We start from the raw sequence: 19551 nt of genomic DNA on the forward strand, positions 1-19551 counted from the left end.
GAGGCAGGCAAAACTGTTCGTGAAGAGGACTGCGTGATGACGACGATCGCCCCCGATGCGCGCATGACGGGCGTGCAGCGGACCTATCCGCCGCGCGCAGCTGTCGTCAGCTGGATCTTCTTCGACTGGGCCGCACAGCCCTATTTCACGCTGATCACGACCTTCGTGTTCGCGCCCTATTTCGCCACCAGCATTGCGCCAGATCCCGCCACCGGCCAGTCGCTGTGGGGCTTTGCGATGGCGGCAGCGGGTCTTGCGATCGCGCTGATGTCGCCGGTGCTCGGGGCCATCGCGGATGCGTCGGGCCGCAGGAAGCCGTGGATCGCAGGGTTCGGTGTGCTGCTGGTGCTGGCGGCCTGTACGCTGTGGATCGGCAAGCCCGGAGATCCCTCCATCATTCCGCCCCTGCTCACCGCCGTCGCGCTCGCCAGCGTCGGCGCGGAATTCGCCACCGTCTTCAACAATGCGATGATGCCGACCCTGGTGCCGCCGGAGCGGATCGGCCGGCTCTCTGGCACCGGCTGGGCCACCGGCTACATCGGCGGCATCGTCAGCCTGATCATCGTGCTCGGCTTCCTCGCCGCCAATCCCGAAACCGGCCGCACCCTGCTCGGATTCAAGCCGCTGTTCGGGCTCGATCCGGTCAGCCATCAGGGCGATCGCATCGTCGGACCGCTGACCGGGCTGTGGTTCATCATTTTCGTGACGCCGCTGTTCCTGTTCACGCCGGATTATCCGGCGAAGCGCCCGGTGCGCGAGGCGCTGCGCGCAGGACTGTCGGAGCTGAAGCAATCCATCAGGAGTTTGCCGAAGCAGAAGTCGCTGGCTGCGTTCCTGCTCGCCAACATGATCTACACGGACGGCCTGGTGTCGCTATTCGCGTTCGGCGGCATCTATGCCGCCGGCACGTTCGGCTGGCACACGATCCAGATCGGTACCTTCGGCATCATGCTGGCGATCGCCGGCACATTCGGCGCGTGGCTCGGCGGCAAGCTCGACGATTCGCTGGGACCGAGGCGCGTGATCACCGGCAGCTTGCTGCTCCTCCTGCTTGCGGTGGCCGCGATCCTTCTGGTCGACAAGGACAGCGTGCTGTTCGTCGCGGTCGCGCCGCCTCAGCCGGGCGCTCCCCTGTTCTCGAGCGCGGCCGAGCGCGCCTATCTCGTGCTGGGTTGTCTGATCGGTGCCGCCGGCGGGCCATTGCAGGCGGCTTCGCGCACGCTGCTGATCCGGCTCGCGCCGAAAGACCGCATCGCGCAGTATTTTGGCCTTTTCGCGCTGACGGGGAAAGTGACGTCCTTCATCGGCCCGCTTCTGATCGGCATGATCACGGCGGTGACGGCCAGCCAGAAGGCCGGCATGGCCGTGCTGGTGGTGTTCTTCGTTGCGGGGCTGGGGCTGTTGATGCGGGTGAAGGCGGAATAAAACTCTGTTGTCGTCCCGGACAAGCGGAGCGCAGATCCGGGATCCATAACCACAGGAAGTGGTTTGGCGAAGACCCGTAGTTGCCAACTCGCGCCGCAATTTCTCCCTGGGGGTATGGGTCCCCGCCTTCGCGGGGACGCCCCCTTGAGAGTTCAGTGCACCAATAATCTAGTGCCTGAAGTGCCGCGTGCCCGTGAACACCATGGCGATGCCGTGCTCATCGGCGGCCTTGATCACTTCGTCGTCGCGCATCGATCCGCCGGGCTGCACCACGGCGGTGGCGCCGGCTTCAATGCAGGCGAGCATGCCGTCGGCGAACGGGAAGAACGCGTCCGATGCCACGACCGAGCCCTTGGTGAGCGGCTCGGCAAGCTTCAGCTCGGCCGCCGCGTCCTGCGCCTTGCGCGCCGCGATCCGGGCTGAATCCACCCGGCTCATCTGGCCCGCGCCGATGCCGACGGTGGCGAGATCCTTGGCATAGATGATGGTGTTGGACTTGACGTGCTTGGCCACGCGGAAGGCGAATTTGAGGTCGCGCATCTCGGCATCCGTGGGCGCACGCTTGGTCACGACCTTGAACGTCATGTCGTCGACTACGGCGTTGTCACGGCTCTGCACCAGCAGGCCGCCGGCCACCGTCTTCGCGGTGAGGCCGGGCGCGCGGGGATCGGGCAGGGTGCCGGCGAGCAGCAGGCGCAGATTCTTCTTGCCGCCGATGATGGCGATCGCCTCCTCGCTGGCATCCGGCGCGATGATCACTTCGGTGAAGATCTTCGTGATCTCGCGCGCGGTGTCGGCATCCAGTGCACGGTTCATCGCAATGATGCCGCCGAAGGCCGAGGTGGAATCGCAGGCCAGCGCCTTGCGATACGCGCTGACGAGGTCCGAGCCCTCGGCAACGCCGCAGGGATTGGCGTGCTTGACGATCACGCAGGCCGCGGTGCGCTTGGCGTCGAACTCGCCGATGCATTCATAAGCCGCATCGGTGTCGTTGATGTTGTTGTAAGAGAGCTCCTTGCCCTGCAGCTGCCGCGCGGTGGAGACGCCCGGCCGCTTGTCCGGTGTCGCGTAGAACGCCGCGCTCTGGTGCGGGTTCTCGCCATAGCGCAGCGACTGGATCAGCCTGCCACCGAACGCGCGGAAGTCGGGCGCGTCGATCTCGAGCTGGCGATTGAACCAGTTCGAGATCGCGGCATCATAGGCCGCGGTGCGCGCATAGGCCTTTGCGGCAAGGCGGCGGCGCAGCTTCAGCGTGGTTGCGCCGTTGTTGGCGGCGAGCTCGTCGAGCACGGCCTGATAGTCCTGCGCCTCGACCACGACGGCAACGTCGTCATGATTCTTCGCGGCGGCGCGGATCATCGCGGGGCCGCCGATATCGATGTTCTCGATGCAATCCTCGAAGCCGGCGCCTTTATCGACCGTGGCCTCGAACGGATAGAGATTGACGACGAGGAGGTCGATCGGCGCGATGCCGTGCGTCTTCATCGCCTCCGCATGCTCCTTGTTGTCGCGGATCGCGAGCAGGCCGCCATGCACCTTGGGATGCAGCGTCTTGACGCGGCCGTCCATCATCTCGGGGAAGCCGGTGAGGTCGGAGACGTCCTTCACCTTCAAGCCTGCGGCAGCGATCGCCTTGGCGGTGCCGCCGGTCGAGACCAGCTCGACATCATGCGCGGCAAGCGCCTTGGCGAATTCGATCAGGCCAGTCTTGTCGGAAACGGAAAGCAGGGCACGGGTGACGCGGCGGGGATGGTCAGTCATGAGCAAGATCCTCTGTCTTAAGGAGTGTCTATGCCCAGGCGCGCGGCGGATATGTGTCGCGCTTCCCGATGGTGCTCCATCCAAGGTCGCCAGTCGCGCGAACGAGGGCTCGATAGCAGCTTTTGGCCGTTTTCACAACGATCAGATCACCTGATCTGCATGATGCGGGCTTCCCGACCGGTGATCGCGCGAATCGGAGGCAAACATCGCGATCTGCGAGCTAGATGGACTTCAAGGTTTCTTCGGGACAATGAGAGGAACAATTAACCGGCGATCTGACCCCCGTCACTCGGCCCAATGTCTGGGTTAGGTTTTTTCCATAGTCGCTCATCCTGCTTAAGTTCGTTTGAGACGAGGGTTTCCAAATTGATGTAAACTGGGTGGTAGATTTCGACGATAGGAACTCCAATTCCTGCCGCCCATCGAACCACTTTTCCTGTTTCCCGATCTTTTCTTCGTCCTTTCTCAAAGAAGTCACGATATCGAAGCGGTGATATACCCAGAAATGGTGTGAATTTTACCTTCGATGCCTCCTCCGCGCCTTCGATCTCGATCGAATCAGAGTGAAGTTCGCGTGCATAGCTTTTGGGGTACGGCTCAAGGAAGACGACTGTGTCTATGCCTGATGCAACGATGTGTTTCGCACATATGTGACATGGGAAAGTCGTGCAGAAGAGCTTTCCTGCTTTGATCTGGATTCCCAGTCGTGCAGCGTCAGTTATCGCCGACATTTCCGCATGAATGATTCTACCAAATTCGATCAAGTCCATCACCTTGGACTTACGAATGGCATCGTCTTCCATGATGTCCCTAACAGCAGCTATCGAATTGATTTGTTCGGCGAGCTTCTTGCGTTCAAATAGAGTCTCTAAAATATCGTGCAGAATCTCTCGTTTGATTCTGTCGTTCGGATCTTCGCCCAGCGCAAAGTCACGGCGATCCTCCAGCCCGTCGGACCAATAGCTGCCGCCGCCGAATTTCGGGACTTCATTGCAGCCGAGCGTTGCGACCTCGCCGCTATCTCTGAATATTGCCGCTCCAACCTGACGCGACAAATCGCCGGATCTTAGTGCTGCCGATTTAGCCAGGTACATTCCGTACTCATGACGATCGGGAGTAAGGGAATTGTCTCCAAAGATAAGATTCACAAAACGCTTTATCATCGCTTCGCAATTCTTGCGGTTCACTCCATCAACAAATACATCGCCTAAAGGAAACGTCTCTCTTATTTGCTGGCCGTGAGTTTTGTCACTCTCTTGATAATCCTGCGCCATAAGGGCGATGGCTTGGCATTCGGCCTCATGGTCCTCTAGACCGCCGAAGTTGGATGATTTGATTTTCTTCTTGAGAAATAATTCGCGCTCCGCAGGCGAACTATAAGCGGAGATTTGAAAGAATAGCTTTCCGTATACCTGCCTGAGCAGACCGATCTCCTTCGGTCGCTTAAATTGTCGAAGGATGTATGCGTGCTTTGGAATAGGCTGTTGTAAGGCTTCCTGTAGCAACTTTGGATCCGCCGGAAGTTTGATGCTGTGCTCGTTCGCTAAGCCTCGGTTCAGTCCCTCACGAATTGATTGGATCGCCGTAATCGTAATAGCGGCGAGCGCGTCCTCGCGCTCTATTCGGCTGCAAATCTCATCTGCATACTCGATCCGAGTCGTAATTCGATCTAAGTAAGGCTCTTCCTTGAGAACAATATTCGAAGGCACGTCCTGCATAATTTGCGTGACGTGTATCGCCGACGTATTATACTTTTGAAGTATTAGTTCAGTAGTTAGCACCTCGACAATCATGTCAAGATCGACCCCAACCGGAGCAACTAAACCGAAGAATAGCTCTGGGTGAGGAATTCTATTTACACTCATCAACTTTTCCCCATAACTATACTTCTTAAGTGTTCATTAATAGTTTTCAGTTGTAGTTAAGAATAAATCAGGATTTACTGCGTTTAAGAGATTCGCTGCAACCCATGGCATGGAACTCTAACCATAACCATGGAGGGTTGTAAAAATGGCTAATTCCGTGAGGCTAGAATCCGGGTGGCTATTTCGTCAGCTTGAATCTGCTGAGCAACGCGCCGGAAATCTTCCATTTTGGCTTAGTCAGCCCAGTCCGCCAAGTCGTGTCGAGCGACCATCTAGCGACCGTGAGCAGCCGAACAACGAGAACAATGAGCGGCCGAGCGAGTAGCCCAAATTAGAGCCACTCACTATGGCGGTCATCTCTACCCGGCCTACAGCGGAAGTTCCGGCTCACGGCGGGCGTTGCGGCGGGCATTGGTGACGGTCGGCGAGGCGGTGGAGCGGACGAAGCTCCAGCGGATCGAGGGCGCCTGCCGCGCATCCTGCCGGATCACGATTTGCGCGGTGCGGCGGGGGCCGTCATTGCCGGCCAGGAACACGCTGTCCTCGAGGTCGACCTTGTCGTCCAATGCTTCAAAGGTCCAGACGTCGCGGTTCGGCAGCACCAGCATGACGCCGCGGGCATCCGACAGCCGGCTCGCCTTCACCGCCGGATGCAGATGGAAGCGCAGCGCGAAATCGGCATCCGCGCCCTTGAAACGTCCGCCCTGCGGCGGTGACAGCGTATCCTCGCCGTCGATGCGCGCGCCGTCATTGGCGATCATCAGCACGCGGCGATGGATCGCGCCGAACTTGGCGAGATAACCGTCATGCGACGTCGTGAGCAGCGTGCCGTTCTGCACGATCTCACGATAGCTCTCGACCTCGACCGGACCGCTGGTGACCGGCGAGCCGTGCAACAGGCGCTTCATCGCCGACATCTCGACGAACTGGCACGAGGACGTCTCGTGATAGGTCAGCGTGGAATGCGCCGCGGTACCGCGTGCGAACGGCCGCCAATTGTCGCGGCCCGTCGTCGGCATGCCGCAATTGGTGACGATGCGGCTGATGCCGGAGGACAGTTCGAACGACAGGCAGCCGGCATGGGCGTCGTGGCTGACGCCGGCCGGCGGCGGCGGCCCGGTGTCGATGATCACGGTGGTCTGGCCGGCATCGAGGCGCTGGTAGCCGGTATGCGGCATGTTCGCCATCGGCGCGCCGTGGGTGTCGTCATAGGCGAGCAGCGTGGCGAGCAGGTCCGAGGGCGTCGCGCTCATGCCGTTGAACAGCGCGAAATTGCCGTCGCCGTGCCGGAAGAAGCGCAGCATCGGCATCATGCGGTCGATCGCATTGAGCAGCGCCGGCGGCGGCGCGATGTTGCGTGCGGCGAAGGTCTGTCGCAGCGGCAACAGGTCGATCAGGAGCTCGATCAGCGCACCGGGATTGCGAGAGATGTGTCCGCCGTCGGGCAGGATCTGCCGCTGCAACTCGTCCGAAAGCTTCTTAGACGCGCTGCGGATCTGGCCCGCCTGGTTGGCGAGGCACAGCGCGGCGTAGCACAGCGCGATCAGCACCTGCAGCTTCGGCACACCATCGGGAATGTCGACCATGGTGTAGCGCAGGAAACGGATCTCGCGCGCGAGCGCGCGCAGGTAACGGCGGTAGAATTTGTTGTCGGTGTCGTTGAGCACCAAGGGTGCCTGCGACAGCAGCGAGATCACGCGCCGTGCCAGCACGTCGGCGCGCCGCGCGACGGCGCGGCGCTTGTTGCTGGGATTGGCGATCCAGTCCTCGACCAGCGCGCGCGCATTGGCGCGCGTCAGCGCGGTATCGGCGGCGCGCAAATGGCGCAGCCAGCCGAAGCCGAGCAGCGCGACTTCCCAGTCCTCCGACGGCGGCTCGAGATCGAAGATCGAGCGGCCGTGGCAATTGACGATCTTGCCGGCGAAGACGAAGCGGCCGGCATAGATCTCGGCGGCGCGGGTTGCATCCGCGGTGCGCAAATCGTGCGGCGCGATGATCAGCCGATCGGTGCGGCCGGGCCAGACCCGCGACAGCGCAACGGAACCGCCACTCGCGCGCGCGAGCATGTTCCGCGCGAAGCGGTTCATCACCAGCGTCGAGATACGTCTGCGTTGAGCGACCGACACGCCTTGCCTTGAAGGGGGAGAGATTCCGACGAATCCTTATTAATCCCAAAATCCAGCGGCTGACACCACCTTGAAAGGGTGCGAATCAGTGCCGTCGCAAAAACCGGTGCAAAATCAGGATTTAACGAGCCGAGCCGCGTAGAATCCGTCGAGCCCGCCGAGCTTGGGATCTGCGTTCGGCAGGTGGCTGGGCAGGGTGCGCAGGTCGCCGTCAGCGGTGATGATCTCGCCGAGCCCAAACACCTCGGAAGCGTCGATCGGCACGCGGCGCAGGCCAGGCTCCGCTTGCAGCAGCGCGGCGATCGCCTGCTCACCCTCTTCGGGTTCCAGCGAACAGGTGCAGTAGACCAGTGTTCCGCCGGGCTTCAGCAGCGAGACGGATTTCTTCAGCAGCCGCTGCTGGAGCGTGCTCAATGCGGCGATGTCCGATTGCTGGCGGAGCCATGCGACGTCGGGATGCCGTCGGATCGTGCCGGTCGAGGTGCAGGGCGCGTCGAGCAGGACGCCGTCAAAACCCTCGGCCGGGCCGGCCCAGTCCACGGCGTCAGCGACGACGGTCTCGGCCTGGAGCGACAACCGCGCCAGATTCTCGCGCAGACGCGCCACCCGGGCCGGTGAGCGGTCGATCGCCGTGACATGCGCGCCTGCCAGCGCCAGTTGCGCGGTCTTGCCGCCTGGGGCGGCGCAGAGATCGGCGATGGATTTGCCCTTGATGTCGCCGAACAGCCGCGCCGGCAGCGCGGCGGCGGCGTCCTGCACCCACCACTGTCCTTCGGCAAAGCCGGGCAGCACCGTCACGGAGCCGTGCAGCACCGTACGCACCGATCCGGTCGGCAACACCTCGCCATGCAGCCGGCTCGCCCATTGCGCGGGGTCCGACTTCACGGTGAGATCGAGCGAAGGTTCATGGCCGAGCGCCAGCGCCATGTCTCTTGCGGTCGCCTCGCCGTAATGCGCGCTCCAGCGCGCGACCATCCAGGGCGGCAGGTCCAGCGATTGCGTGGCGACTTCGTCCACCAGCGCCTTGCCCTCGCGCGCGCAGCGGCGCAGCACGGCATTGACGAGGCCGGCATAACGCGCGGCGCGCCGGTCGGATTGCACGAGGCGGACGGAGAGATCGACGGCGGCGTGATCGGGCACGTCCATCCAGAGGATCTGCGCGGCGCCGATCAGGAGCGCGCTTTGCGCGCGCGGCGCGTCGGAGGGAATGCCCTTGTCGAGCAGGCGTGACAGCACATGGCCAAGCGTGCCGAGCCGGCGCAGCACCGTCGCGACCAGGCGACGCATCAGCGCGCGGTCGCGGTCTGCCAGCGTCTTCAGTCCGGGATGGGCGCCGCTGCCGTCGAGCTGGTCGTCAAGCGTGCGGTGCTTGTGCAACACGCCGTCGACGATGTCAGCGGCAATCCGCCGCGCCGCGAGACCGGGCACTTCGGACGGAGGAGCGAAACGTTGAGATGGCATGCGGGCTTAAGGTTCTTAGCGAGCGGCAGTTCCGCCGAAGGGGCGCATGCCTTAACAAACCAGCTGTGGCACGCGAATATGCCAAATGTAAGAATGGCCTGTCGCCTTTACATCCCGTCGTGACCATTTCAGCAATGCGTTATTGGACGTCGCAGGCCTTCCGATCCTGCGCTAGGAACCCGGACGATGAGTGACCAGCCCTCCGTTCCCGATCGCAAGCAGCTCCCGCCGGCCGCCCAGCGCGCGCTGGCCGAAGCCGAGGCGCGCCGGCAGGCCGCGGCGGCGCATGCCGAAGCGGCACCAAAGGAATTGCAGGGACCGAAGGGCCCCGAACCCACGCGCTACGGCGACTGGGAGCGCAAGGGCATCGCCTCGGACTTCTAAGGCATCGGCTCTCGCTACCCTTGCCGCCCCAGCCGACTCAGCCCTAGCGTGCGCGGATGCCGCGTTTCGACCCCAGCCATCCCTATCGGCCGTCCTATAGTGGTTCGCCGTTCGGCCGCCACTTCGCGGGGCTGTTGCCGTGGATGTTCGTGGTCGGGGTCATTGTGGCGATCGTGCTGGTCTTCCGGCACGGGACGAGCTGGCCCATTCCGCATGCCAATGACGGACAATCGCGCGATGCCGAGATCATCCTGCAGCAGTCCGGCAGCTCCGACATGCGTCACCCGGTCGACGTCGTCCGCACCATCGACGGCGATACCTTCCTTGCCCGCATGCACCAGCGCGACGGCCGCGACCTGGTCGCGCGTGTCAGGCTGCGGGGTATCGATGCGCCCGAGATGAAAGCGTCCTGCCAGGATGAGCTGAACAAGGCCGAAGCCGCCAGCGATGCGCTGCGCAACCTGCTCGGCCAGGGCGGCGTCACGATCTCCAATCTTGGCCAGGACAAATACGGTCGCGTTCTCGCCGACGTTGCGACCAGACGCACCGCCAACGTCTCGGCGGCGCTGCTCGCGGGCGGTCATGTGCGCAGCTACAATGGCGGTCACCGCGACGGCTGGTGCGCGCGGGGCTGGCGCTTCTGGTGACAAAAAAGCCGCGTCGTTGGACGCGGCCTTTGCAGTTCTGTGCCGATGCCGGCGATCAATCAGCGCGTCACGACCACCGTCGTGCCGACGGAGACGCGGCCGTAGAGATCGGTGATGTCGTCGTTGAGCATGCGGATGCAGCCGTAGGAGACGAAGCCGCCGATCGAACCCGGCACGTTGGTGCCGTGGATCGCATATTCGCCGCCGGCCAGCGTCATCGCCGCAACGCCCATCGGGTTGCGCGGCGAGCCGCCGGGAATGACGTCGGGGATGCTCGGCTTGTCGCGCTTCACCTCGGCGGGCGGCGCCCAGGCCGGGTTGCGATACTTGCCGTCGATGCGGGTGGTCCCGGCCCACTGCTTGCCGGACTTGCCGACGCCGACCGGATAGCGCACGGCGTGGCCGTTATCGAGGATGAGATAGAGCCGCCGCTCGTTGGTTTTGACCACGATGGTGCCCGGCGAATAATCGGCCAGATGCGTCCCCACCATCTCCGGCCGCGCCTGCGCCGCCGTCGACATCAAGATCCCGGCCCCGATGGTGGCGGCAAGCGCCACTGCAATCCTCATCGACATCGATTTTCCCCTAGCCCGAAAAGATCGTCCAAAATCACGCAGAACCCGGCAATCGCCGGCTTGCCCAGACATTCTTAACCGCGCCCGTTAACCGGATGGTTTCCACGCACGGCCGCCGAGGGCCAGCCAGCAGGGGGAACAAAGGAAATGTTCGAAATAAAGTAAATGACCTGAAAACAACACCCGGCGGGAAAGATGGGGCCGTGCCCACGCGCGCCCTGACAAATGCGTGAGGGTGTGAACGGCTGTTATCTCAGGAGGCCAGATTTTCTTCATGTCCCGGACGCGGTGCGGCACGAAGTGACACGCTGCAGAACCGGGACCCGGTTCTTCGAGGCATGGGCCCCAGCTCTGCAGCGCACCGCTGAAGAGGCGCTGCGCTGTGTCCGGGGCACGAGACCTTTTTACGACGACTTCTTGTTCTGCCGGTTCTTGACGAGATCATCGACGACGCCGGGATCGGCCAAAGTCGAGGTGTCACCGAGGCTGCCCGGCTCGTCCTCGGCGATCTTGCGCAGGATGCGGCGCATGATCTTGCCGGAGCGGGTTTTGGGCAGGCCAGGTGCGAACTGGATCTGGTCGGGCGAGGCGATCGGGCCGATCTCCTTGCGCACCCAGGTGACGAGCTCCTTGCGCAGATCTTCGGTTGGCTCGATGCCGGACATCAGGGTGACATAGGCGTAGATGCCCTGGCCCTTGATGTCGTGCGGGAAGCCGACCACGGCGGCTTCCGACACCTTCTCATGCGCGACCAGCGCGCTCTCGACTTCGGCGGTGCCCATGCGGTGGCCGGAGACGTTGATGACGTCGTCGACGCGGCCGGTGATCCAGTAATAGCCGTCGGCGTCGCGCCGGCAGCCGTCGCCGGTGAAGTATTTGCCCGGGTAAGTCGAAAAATAGGTCTGCTCGAAGCGAGCGTGATCGCCATAGACGGTGCGCATCTGGCCCGGCCAGGACCGCGTCAGACAGAGATTGCCGGTGGTCGCGCCTTCGAGCGTCTTGCCGTCGGCATCGACGATCTCAGGCGCCACGCCGAAGAACGGCTGTGTCGCCGACCCCGGCTTCAGCCTGGTTGCGCCCGGCAGCGGCGTAATCAGAATGCCGCCGGTCTCGGTCTGCCACCAGGTGTCGACGATCGGGCAGCGGTCGTCGCCGACGACGCGGTGATACCACTCCCACGCTTCCGGATTGATGGGCTCGCCGACCGAGCCGAGCAGGCGCAAGCTCGCGCGCGAGGTCTTCTTCACGGGGGCGTCGCCGCTCTGCATCAGCGCGCGGATCGCGGTCGGTGCGGTGTAGAAGATGTTGACCTTGTGCTTGTCGATGACGTTCCAGAACCGCGAATTGTCCGGGTAATTCGGCACGCCTTCGAACATCAGCGTGGTCGCGCCGTTGGCGAGCGGTCCGTAGAGAATGTAGCTGTGGCCGGTGACCCAGCCGACGTCGGCGGTGCACCAGTAGATGTCGCCGTCGTGATAGTCGAAGACGTATTGGTGCGTCATCGCGGCGAACACGAGATAGCCGCCGGAGGTGTGCAGCACGCCCTTGGGCTGGCCGGTCGATCCCGAGGTGTAGAGGATGAACAGCGGATCCTCGGCGTGCATATGCTCGGCCGGGCATTCCGTCGTCACCATCGCGGCGGCGTCGTGATACCAGAGGTCGCGGGTCGGGTTCATGTCGACCTTGCCGCCGGTGCGCTTGACCACGACGACCCAGTCGACGCCGTCGGCCTTGGCGAGCGCCGCGTCGACATTGGCCTTCAGCGGCACCTTCTTGCCGCCGCGCAGGCCTTCGTCCGCCGTGATGACGACCTTGGATTGGCAGTCGTTGATGCGCTGGGCGAGGCTGTCGGGCGAGAAGCCCGCGAACACCACGGAATGGATCGCGCCGATCCGCGCGCAGGCCAGCATCGCGTAGGCCGCTTCCGGAATCATCGGCAGGTAGATGGTGACGCGGTCGCCCTTCTTGACGTTGCGGGTGCGCAGGATGTTGGCCATCCGGCAGACCTCGTCGTGAAGCTCCTGATAGGTGATGTGCTTCGACTGCGAGGGATCGTCGCCTTCCCAGATGATTGCGGTCTGGTTGGCGCGCTTGTGCAGGTGACGATCGATGCAGTTATGGGCGACGTTGAGGATGCCGTCCTCGAACCATTTGATCGAGATGTTGCCGGGCGCGAAGGAGACATTCTCGATCTTGGTCGGTGTGTGCATCCAGTCGATGCGCTTGGCCTGCTCGGCCCAGAACGCGTTCGGGTCCGAGATCGAGCGCGCGTACATGTCAGTGTACTTGGCCTGGTCGACCCAGGCGCGCTTGGCCCATTCCGCGGGGACGTCGTAGATCTTCTCGGACATGTTTCCCTCCACCTACGGCAATTCGGGGCACAGGCCGCCGGCAAGCCGACTTGATCGTTGAACCGATTATGTGCCGGGCTAACCGGACCCGACAAGGAGCACAAGCTGGACCTTCGGCGGGCGGCCGGCCATGCGGAGGATCAAGACAGGCAGCAAAGGCTCTGGATTTGAGGTATCTAAAAACCGCTCGCCGGGCAAGGTCGCGAAAGTTGCGAATGACGGTTTTTGGGAAGGCAGGGAGACCGGACTTAGCCTAGACTAGCCTGCATATCGAGAAAGGACGAGCGCATAGCCAAAGAACGTTCCGGCCGGGAGAAATAACACGGTGGCCTTCTGCAGCTTGCCCAGCCCCACTTTCGAGGCATCTCTATTCCCGAATACGAGCATCGTGATGCCGGCAACGGCGATCGCAAGAATCGTAGGGATCAGAATCTCGGGAGACTGTCCGATATAATTGAGAAGATCCCGCGTCACTGCGAATACGATCAACGCAATCAAATTGAACGCGATGACGTACGACGTAGCGTCGATTTGCGCGTTGCTGGTTACATCGCCGCCGGCACTATCTGGTGCGTCAGCATGCGAGGGGCGAAAGTAGCGAATGGCCAGGCCGACCAGAAAGGCCGCAATCGTAAAATAGATCAGCGTAATCGTGCCAAAGGGCAGGAGGTCAATCTTGACGCTCTTGTCGCTCAGGGTGCTGATGAATATGCCGACCAGCACGATTCCGACGAGGCCGCTAAGCTGGAGCGATAGAGCTCGATCACGGCCAACGCTTTGCAGGGGTGAGGTCGACAAACACGATGTCCTTATCAACTCGATAACATCAGTCAGGAACCCCAACACAAAGCCTACCAGCTCCCGGAGTTCCTTCAACATGCTCAACTCTTTACGTTAAAGTTTGGTTTATCCGTGGCGTCGGCAAGCTAGTTCCATTGGATGCGCCACGTCTTTTGGGGGTCGAGCAGCGTGTCCCGCGGGTACCGCGCATCGTCCGCGTCGATGATCATCACGTCGGTCCAATCCGTGCCGGCTGGCGCGGTACTGATGGGAATGTTGATGCAGGAAAAGCGGTCAGGTGATTTACGGTAGGGAAGTACGCGAACCGCCAGATCACGATAGGCGCTATACGCCGGAGATGCTGCAACCGCAGTTCCGGTCGCCTGCGGTGCCTGGAAGGCGGTTGTAACGCGATTGCCGAAATAGCCGACCACGCCGATGACCTGACGATCAGTAATGCTATCCTCGAATTGGAGCTGCGGCCGGATATCCCAGCTCGACGTCGATACGCAGCGATTGTCGCTCTCGCCCCACCAGCCCTTCGGTCTGTTGCCAAGATCGGCATGAACCCGATCCATCAACGGATCCGGCAACTGATACTTGTGATAGTTCACGTACTGAGTGACGTCAGGTTCGTAGGTAGCTTCCGGTGTCTGAACGTCCGGCTTGCCGTTGCACGGAGTTCTGTAAGCAATGCGAGACAGGGTAATTCGCTGAGGCGTTGTTGCTGGAGCGGGCGCCACCAAATGGTGCCTGACCTTCAAGATAACCACGCCGGAATTGTATGCGTGCGAGGGCACGATATACGCAAGACTGGGTGGTGACTGGCGCTTCAGGCTCTTCACCGGTTCGAGAGGCGAGCCGCTGGGCAGCACATAAAGCTGCCTGGCAACGATGTCTTGCATCTGTAAGAGGCTGGCGCAGGTCTTCTGCGCTGAATATGCGGCTGTTGATATGAGTGCGAACGAAAATCCAAGAACCGCACGCTTGCCGAAGTACTTCATCTCCAAACCCTCTTGGCAGCCTGGTCAGGCAGGTGTCGGGAAAAACGAAGAAGCAATCGAACTGCAGGTTGTGGCGGGTCACGATCTCTGCAAATCTTGGTAGTCGCCATCAATCCCCTAAAACCTTAAGGTGAAGCTCGCTCTCGTTCAAGGGACCGATCGTGTCCCGACATAGGACGACGGAGGTCGCCGACCCCCGGTGAAGCCGCGTCAGGTCTTTACCTCGTTTGTGGGAGGGGCTTGGCGCAGACCGTCCATGCGCAAGTTGGAGGTATCTAAAAACCGCTCCTCACTGATTCGGGACTCGCAATGCGGTTCGGAACACCCTAAGTGGCTAACCCGGGTCCAAAGAGATCGTCCAAGGGCTCCTTGGAACAAAAATCAGAACAGCGGCATTGACCGGCAACAGACAGGGCTAAGGCTTAAGACCATGATGGATCAGCAGAATCTCGGGACGATACGGCCCGCTTCGGCCGATCCTGCTGCTGTCGCGCTGGCCAAAGCCCTCGGACAATGGCCGAAACCGGCCGGTTCCGGCCGTCCCAGCCCGAAAAAGGTGTTCGACACGGCGCCCGCGGCGACGGTCGAGGCGATCGCGAAGGAGCTTGGCCTGCGGCTCGGCGACCAGAACGAACTGAAGATCCGGCGCATCAAGCGCGGCAAGGGCTATTCCTTCGTCCGCCCCAATGGCGCGCATATCCGCGACGCCCGCACCATCCGCCGGCTGCATGCCATGGCGGTGCCGCCCGCCTATCGCGAGGTGCGCTACTCGGCCGATCCGAGCTCGCATCTGCAGGCCGTGGGACGCGATGCGGCGGGCCGGCTGCAATATCGCTATCACGCCGATTGGGAGAAAGTCCGCGAGCACCGCAAGGCGCATCGCCTGGCGAAGCTGGTCGGCGCATTGCCAAAGATCCGGCGCAAGGTTTTCGCGTTCCTGTCGGGCGACGTGCCGACCCGCGAGTTCGCGCTCTCGGCCGTGATCGAGCTGATCGCGCGGACCGCGATCCGTCCCGGCAATGAATCCTATGCCCGCCTCAACGGCACGCGCGGTGCGACCACGCTGCTGAAGTCCAATGTCACGCTGGAAGACGATTGCTTCGTGCTGACCTTCAAGGCGAAGGGCGGCAAGGCCGTGCGGAAAGAATGCGACGCGGCCAAGCTGGTGCGCGCGATCGGCATCCTGCAGGGCGTTCCAGGCAAGCGCATGTTCCAGTATCGCGACGCCTACGGCATCGTGCGCGCGGTCAGCACCACACAGGTGAACGCGTTCCTGCGCGAGATCGCCGGCATCAAGATTTCACTGAAGGATTTCCGCACCCTGATGGCCTCCGCCGTCGTCGTCGAATCGCTGTCGCGGATCACGCCGGCGACCAGCCAGCGCGGCCGCAAGAAGCAGGTGCTGGATGCGATCCGCGCCGCCGCCGACAAGCTCTCCAACACGCCGGCGATCTGCCGCAAGAGCTACGTTCACGACACCATCGTCACCGCCTTCGAGGACGGCATTCTGGAGCGCTTTGCAGCGACGATGAAGGGCCAGCGTTCGCAGGCCAGGCGCGAGCAGCTGTTGCAGCAGGTGGTCGCGACCGCGGCGGTGTAAGCGGCGCTGCCGTAGGGTGGGCAAAGGCGCAAAGCGCCGTGCCCACCATCTTAAGCCAGACCTTTGTCTGAAAGGGTGGGCACGCTGCGCTTTGCCCACCCTACAGGTTCAGCGAGCTAAACCCCGCCCATCTTGCAGACGAGCTTCCACTCCTCCGCCGTCACCGGCTGAACCGACAGCCGCGAATATTTCACCAGCGCCATGTCGGCGAGCTTTTTCTCGGCCTTGATGGCGGCCATCGTCACCGGCGTCTTCAAGGGCTTGTCGGCCTTGATGTCGACGCAGACGAATTTCTCGGCCTTGTCGGTCGGGTCAAGGTAAGCTTCCTTGATGATCTCGGCGATGCCGACGATCTCCTTGCCCTCGTTGGAATGATAGAAGAACGCCTTGTCGCCCTTCTTCATGGCAACGAGATGCTGGCGCGCGGTGTAATTGCGTACGCCGGTCCAGGCTTCGCCCTTGGCACCCTTCGCCACCTGCTGGTCCCAGGACCACACAGACGGTTCGGATTTCACCAGCCAGTACGCCATGTTCATTCCTCTGCCTTGAACGGCCGCGTCAGCAGCCCCGAGATTGCGGCGTCGATCGTGCTGCGGCCGCCCAGGATCGAAGCGACCGCCTCCGATACCGGCATCTCGATGTTTTGCGAAGCCGCGAGCTCGATCAGCACCGGCGCGGTGAACTCGCCCTCGGCAAGCTTGCCGGCGGGCGGCTGCTCGCCACGGCCGAGCGCGAGGCCGAGGGCGAAATTGCGTGACTGCGGGCTTGCGCAGGTCAGGATCAGGTCGCCGAGACCGGACAGGCCGGTGAGTGTCTCGCTGCGCGCACCCAGCGCGCGGCCGAGCCGCGTCAGCTCGGCGAAGCCGCGGGTCGTGAGTGCGGCCTGCGCGGAGGCGCCGAGCTTGCGCCCGACGGCGATGCCGACCGCGATCGCCAGCACGTTCTTGGCGGCGCCGCCGATCTCGACGCCGCGGATGTCGGTGGAATGATAGGGTCGGAACGTCGGCGAGCCCAGTGCCTGCACGAGGCCACTTGCGAGCGCTTCATCCTGCGCTGCCAGCGTCACCGCCGTCGGCAAGCCACGCGCGACGTCGTCGGCAAAGCTGGGGCCCGACAGGATCGCCGGCTGCGCATGCGGCGCGGCTTCGGCGATCACGTCAGTCATGAACTTGTGAGTGCCGTGCTCGATGCCCTTGGCGCAGGCGACGATCGGCACCGGCTTTGCCAGATGCGAGGCCAGCATGTTGACCGCGCCGCGCAAATGCTGCGCCGGCGTCGCGATCAGCAACATGTCCGCGCGCGCGGCTTGCGCGAGCTCGTGCGTGACGATGATCTCCGGCGCCAGCCGAACGCCGGGCAGCCGTGGATTGTCGCGGGTCGATGCAATCCGCGTCGCATGTTCAGCATTGCGCGCCCACAGCGTCACGCTCCGCCCGGCGCGCGCCGCCACCGTCGCCAGCGCCGTGCCCCAGGCACCCGCCCCGATCACCGCGACCGAGTCGAACGCAGCCATCGTCAATATCCCGCCCGCGTCTTGCCGTAGCCCGCCGGCGCCGTGGCGTTTGCGTCGAGCAGCCAGCGCGCGCGGGGCTGCGCTTCCATCGTATCGGTCAGGCCGAGTGCGAGGCGTTCGGCGCCGGCCCAGGCGATCATCGCGCCGTTGTCGGTGCAGAGCGCGGGCGGCGGCATGATCAGTTGCGTTCCGGCTTGCCGCGCCACGTCGTGCAGCGCGCCACGAATCGCCTGATTGGCGGCGACGCCGCCGGCCGCCACCAGCGCATGCGGTGCGCCGAACCGCTCGCGGAAAAGCCTCAAGCCAACCCGCAGCCGGTCGGCGGTGGAGTCCAGCACGGCGGCCTGGAAGCTTGCGCAGAGGTCGCTGATGTCCTGCGGCGTGATCTCGGCGAGCCGGCTCGCCTCGTTGCGCACCGCCGTCTTCAACCCCGATAGCGAGAAGTTGGCATCGGGGCGCCCCTGCATCGGCCGCGGAAATGCAAAGCGCGTGGCATCGCCGCTGGCCGCGGCGCGTTCGACCTGCGGTCCGCCCGGGTAGGGCAGGCCCAGCATCTTCGCGACCTTGTCGAAGGCCTCGCCGATGGCGTCGTCGACCGTGGTGCCGAGCCGCACATACTGGCCGACGCCGGTGACCGCGACGATCTGGGTATGGCCGCCCGATGCGAGGAACAGGCAGTAGGGAAATTCAACTCCGTCGGTCAGGCGCGGCGTCAGCGCATGCGCCTCGAGATGGTTCACCGCGACCAACGGCGTGTCATGAACCATCGCGATCGCCTTCGCGGTAGTGAGTCCGACGATGACGCCGCCGATCAGCCCCGGCCCCGCGGCCGCCGCGACGCCATCAAGCTGGGCGAAGCCGATCCCGGCCTCGCGCATCGCGCGGTCGATGATGCCGTCGAGCAGGTCGACATGTGCGCGCGCGGCGATCTCGGGCACGACGCCGCCGAAGCGGGCGTGCTCCTCGACCTGCGACCGCACGATGTTGGACAGGATCCTGCCGCTGCCGTCAGGCGCGCGCTCGATCACGGCCGCGGCGGTCTCGTCGCAGGTGGTCTCGATGCCCAGTACCAGCATTGGCGAATTGTTATCCAATTTGCGCCCTTCTCACCCCCCTTGCGCTCATCCGCAAAGCAGAGTTCTGGTACGTCCGGTAGCATTCCGGGGTCGGCTTGCGCAATCGTCACGCGCATCCATCCTCGTCAATGCGTCACTGCCACTTGGTTTCCGGAACACCTGCGATGTCCATTCTTGTCACACGGCCGCATCCCGACAATGAGGCGACGGCGGAGAATTTGCGCGCGCGGGGTCATGTGGTGCTGCTCGCGCCGGTGCTCAAGTTCGAGCCGGTCGCCTTCCATGACGAGAGTGAAGCGAACTACAGCGCCATCATCGTCACATCGGGCAATGCGATCCGGGCCGTCGCGCCGCAATTGCAGGACTCTGGCTTGAAGAACCTTGGGCTGCTGAAGCTGCCGCTGTTTGCGGTCGGCGAGCATACGGCTGCCGCGGCGCGCGCCGCCGGCTTTGCCGAGGTGATCGTCGCGGCCGGCGATGCCGCAGCCTTGCGCGACAGAGTGATGCAGAGCGCGCGCGACAAGGTGCTGAAGAAGAAAAGCACGCTGCTGTATCTGGCCGGTGCCGATCTGTCGCGCGATCTCGGCGCGGAACTTGGCGCCGAAGGATTCAATGTGGTGACGCAGACGACCTATCGCATGGCTCCGGTCACGGTGCTGCCGCGCGAGGTTTGCGACGGCTTTGCCACCCATGGGATCGAGGCGGTGCTGCATTACTCCCGGCGCAGCGCGCGAGCCTTCCTGGATGCCGCGCGGGACGAAGGCGTCGAAATCTCGGCGCTGGCGATCCCGCAATGCTGCCTGTCCGAGACGGTCGCCAGCGTGCTGCGCGATGCCGGTGCGTCACAGGTTCTGGTGGCCGCGAGCCCGGACGAAAATGCCCTGTTTGATGCCTTGGAGCGTGCTTTGCGCACCCGTTTGGCGTAAGAGGTCGGGCCGAATCCGACGCAATCGGGTCCGTTTAGGGCATGTAAGTGTGAGGAA

General features: G+C 63.2%; 16 protein-coding genes and 1 riboswitch. Of the genes, 5 read left to right on the plus strand and 11 right to left on the minus strand.

Annotation, left to right across the window (positions count from 1 at the left end; translation table 11 throughout):
* The first annotated feature begins 36 nt into the window (after positions 1 to 36).
* Positions 37 to 1425 carry an MFS transporter gene (locus F8237_RS15695; protein WP_151645967.1) on the plus strand — a complete coding sequence of 463 codons (1389 nt, stop codon included), beginning with the start codon at positions 37 to 39 and terminating at the stop codon, positions 1423 to 1425.
* 168 nt (positions 1426 to 1593) lie between these two features.
* Here the strand turns inward: F8237_RS15695 and purH are convergent, their stop codons facing one another.
* From purH to F8237_RS15715, 4 genes are all read right to left on the minus strand, one after another.
* On the minus strand, positions 1594 to 3186 hold the full coding sequence (gene purH, locus F8237_RS15700; protein ID WP_151645969.1) for a bifunctional phosphoribosylaminoimidazolecarboxamide formyltransferase/IMP cyclohydrolase: 1593 nt from the start codon (positions 3184 to 3186) through the stop codon (positions 1594 to 1596).
* A gap of 25 nt (positions 3187 to 3211) precedes the next feature.
* Positions 3212 to 3293: riboswitch (ZMP/ZTP riboswitch) on the minus strand.
* A gap of 156 nt (positions 3294 to 3449) precedes the next feature.
* Positions 3450 to 5051, minus strand: coding sequence for an anti-phage dCTP deaminase (locus F8237_RS15705; protein ID WP_151645971.1), 1602 nt, complete (start codon positions 5049 to 5051; stop codon positions 3450 to 3452).
* 368 nt (positions 5052 to 5419) lie between these two features.
* Positions 5420 to 7138 (minus strand): heparinase II/III family protein, encoded by a 1719-nt coding sequence (locus F8237_RS15710; RefSeq protein WP_162006379.1) that lies wholly within the window; start codon positions 7136 to 7138, stop codon positions 5420 to 5422.
* Between the two features lie 153 nt (positions 7139 to 7291).
* A complete protein-coding gene (locus F8237_RS15715) occupies positions 7292 to 8638 on the minus strand; it encodes an RsmB/NOP family class I SAM-dependent RNA methyltransferase (protein ID WP_151645975.1) in 1347 nt (448 codons plus the stop codon).
* Between the two features lie 186 nt (positions 8639 to 8824).
* Here F8237_RS15715 and F8237_RS15720 point away from each other — a divergent pair, with 186 nt between their 5' ends.
* Entirely contained in the window at positions 8825 to 9022 is a 198-nt protein-coding gene (locus F8237_RS15720; RefSeq protein WP_151645977.1) for a DUF1674 domain-containing protein, read from the plus strand.
* Positions 9023 to 9078: 56 nt separating this feature from the next.
* Positions 9079 to 9669 (plus strand): thermonuclease family protein, encoded by a 591-nt coding sequence (locus tag F8237_RS15725; RefSeq protein ID WP_151645979.1) that lies wholly within the window; start codon positions 9079 to 9081, stop codon positions 9667 to 9669.
* Between the two features lie 59 nt (positions 9670 to 9728).
* Here F8237_RS15725 and F8237_RS15730 read toward each other — a convergent pair whose 3' ends face one another.
* From F8237_RS15730 to F8237_RS15745, 4 genes are all read right to left on the minus strand, one after another.
* Complete coding sequence (locus F8237_RS15730; RefSeq protein ID WP_151645981.1) at positions 9729 to 10244, minus strand: L,D-transpeptidase; 516 nt, start codon at positions 10242 to 10244, stop codon at positions 9729 to 9731.
* Between the two features lie 404 nt (positions 10245 to 10648).
* Positions 10649 to 12595: an acetate--CoA ligase gene (acs, locus tag F8237_RS15735; protein WP_162006069.1), complete on the minus strand. Its 1947-nt coding sequence runs from the start codon at positions 12593 to 12595 to the stop codon at positions 10649 to 10651.
* A 258-nt stretch (positions 12596 to 12853) separates the two neighbouring features.
* Positions 12854 to 13474: a hypothetical protein gene (locus F8237_RS15740; protein ID WP_151645985.1), complete on the minus strand. Its 621-nt coding sequence runs from the start codon at positions 13472 to 13474 to the stop codon at positions 12854 to 12856.
* A gap of 47 nt (positions 13475 to 13521) precedes the next feature.
* A complete protein-coding gene (locus F8237_RS15745) occupies positions 13522 to 14379 on the minus strand; it encodes a hypothetical protein (RefSeq protein ID WP_151645987.1) in 858 nt (285 codons plus the stop codon).
* 430 nt (positions 14380 to 14809) lie between these two features.
* Here F8237_RS15745 and F8237_RS15750 point away from each other — a divergent pair, with 430 nt between their 5' ends.
* Positions 14810 to 15979 carry a DNA topoisomerase IB gene (locus F8237_RS15750; RefSeq protein ID WP_151645989.1) on the plus strand — a complete coding sequence of 390 codons (1170 nt, stop codon included), beginning with the start codon at positions 14810 to 14812 and terminating at the stop codon, positions 15977 to 15979.
* A gap of 116 nt (positions 15980 to 16095) precedes the next feature.
* Here F8237_RS15750 and F8237_RS15755 read toward each other — a convergent pair whose 3' ends face one another.
* Genes F8237_RS15755 through tsaD form a run of 3 tightly spaced genes read right to left on the minus strand, consistent with a single transcriptional unit; the run spans position 16096 to position 18568 of the window.
* The gene (locus F8237_RS15755) at positions 16096 to 16509 is read right to left on the minus strand and encodes an EVE domain-containing protein (protein ID WP_151645991.1); all 414 of its coding nucleotides are present in this window, start codon (positions 16507 to 16509) and stop codon (positions 16096 to 16098) included.
* A 2-nt stretch (positions 16510 to 16511) separates the two neighbouring features.
* Positions 16512 to 17492 carry an NAD(P)H-dependent glycerol-3-phosphate dehydrogenase gene (locus tag F8237_RS15760; RefSeq protein WP_151645993.1) on the minus strand — a complete coding sequence of 327 codons (981 nt, stop codon included), beginning with the start codon at positions 17490 to 17492 and terminating at the stop codon, positions 16512 to 16514.
* Positions 17493 to 17494: 2 nt separating this feature from the next.
* Positions 17495 to 18568 carry a tRNA (adenosine(37)-N6)-threonylcarbamoyltransferase complex transferase subunit TsaD gene (gene tsaD, locus F8237_RS15765; RefSeq protein ID WP_151645995.1) on the minus strand — a complete coding sequence of 358 codons (1074 nt, stop codon included), beginning with the start codon at positions 18566 to 18568 and terminating at the stop codon, positions 17495 to 17497.
* Positions 18569 to 18732: 164 nt separating this feature from the next.
* On the opposite strand from tsaD, the gene F8237_RS15770 reads away from it, so the two are divergent.
* Entirely contained in the window at positions 18733 to 19494 is a 762-nt protein-coding gene (locus F8237_RS15770; RefSeq protein WP_151645997.1) for a uroporphyrinogen-III synthase, read from the plus strand.
* Positions 19495 to 19551 lie beyond the last annotated feature (57 nt).

The sequence above is a fragment of the Bradyrhizobium betae genome (assembly GCF_008932115.1).
Classification (GTDB): domain Bacteria; phylum Pseudomonadota; class Alphaproteobacteria; order Rhizobiales; family Xanthobacteraceae; genus Bradyrhizobium; species Bradyrhizobium betae.

Coding starts and splice junctions, on each gene's coding strand:
- F8237_RS15720 (WP_151645977.1), top strand. CDS start 8,825: ATGAGTGACCAGCCCTCCGTTCCCGATCGCAAGCAGCTCCCGCCGGCC.
- F8237_RS15750 (WP_151645989.1), top strand. CDS start 14,810: ATGATGGATCAGCAGAATCTCGGGACGATACGGCCCGCTTCGGCCGAT.
- F8237_RS15740 (WP_151645985.1), bottom strand. CDS start 13,474: ATGTTGAAGGAACTCCGGGAGCTGGTAGGCTTTGTGTTGGGGTTCCTG.
- F8237_RS15695 (WP_151645967.1), top strand. CDS start 37: ATGACGACGATCGCCCCCGATGCGCGCATGACGGGCGTGCAGCGGACC.
- F8237_RS15770 (WP_151645997.1), top strand. CDS start 18,733: ATGTCCATTCTTGTCACACGGCCGCATCCCGACAATGAGGCGACGGCG.
- F8237_RS15745 (WP_151645987.1), bottom strand. CDS start 14,379: ATGAAGTACTTCGGCAAGCGTGCGGTTCTTGGATTTTCGTTCGCACTC.
- tsaD (WP_151645995.1), bottom strand. CDS start 18,568: ATGCTGGTACTGGGCATCGAGACCACCTGCGACGAGACCGCCGCGGCC.
- F8237_RS15725 (WP_151645979.1), top strand. CDS start 9,079: ATGCCGCGTTTCGACCCCAGCCATCCCTATCGGCCGTCCTATAGTGGT.
- acs (WP_162006069.1), bottom strand. CDS start 12,595: ATGTCCGAGAAGATCTACGACGTCCCCGCGGAATGGGCCAAGCGCGCC.
- F8237_RS15715 (WP_151645975.1), bottom strand. CDS start 8,638: ATGCCATCTCAACGTTTCGCTCCTCCGTCCGAAGTGCCCGGTCTCGCG.
- F8237_RS15755 (WP_151645991.1), bottom strand. CDS start 16,509: ATGGCGTACTGGCTGGTGAAATCCGAACCGTCTGTGTGGTCCTGGGAC.
- purH (WP_151645969.1), bottom strand. CDS start 3,186: ATGACTGACCATCCCCGCCGCGTCACCCGTGCCCTGCTTTCCGTTTCC.
- F8237_RS15705 (WP_151645971.1), bottom strand. CDS start 5,051: ATGAGTGTAAATAGAATTCCTCACCCAGAGCTATTCTTCGGTTTAGTT.
- F8237_RS15710 (WP_162006379.1), bottom strand. CDS start 7,138: ATGAACCGCTTCGCGCGGAACATGCTCGCGCGCGCGAGTGGCGGTTCC.
- F8237_RS15730 (WP_151645981.1), bottom strand. CDS start 10,244: ATGTCGATGAGGATTGCAGTGGCGCTTGCCGCCACCATCGGGGCCGGG.
- F8237_RS15760 (WP_151645993.1), bottom strand. CDS start 17,492: ATGGCTGCGTTCGACTCGGTCGCGGTGATCGGGGCGGGTGCCTGGGGC.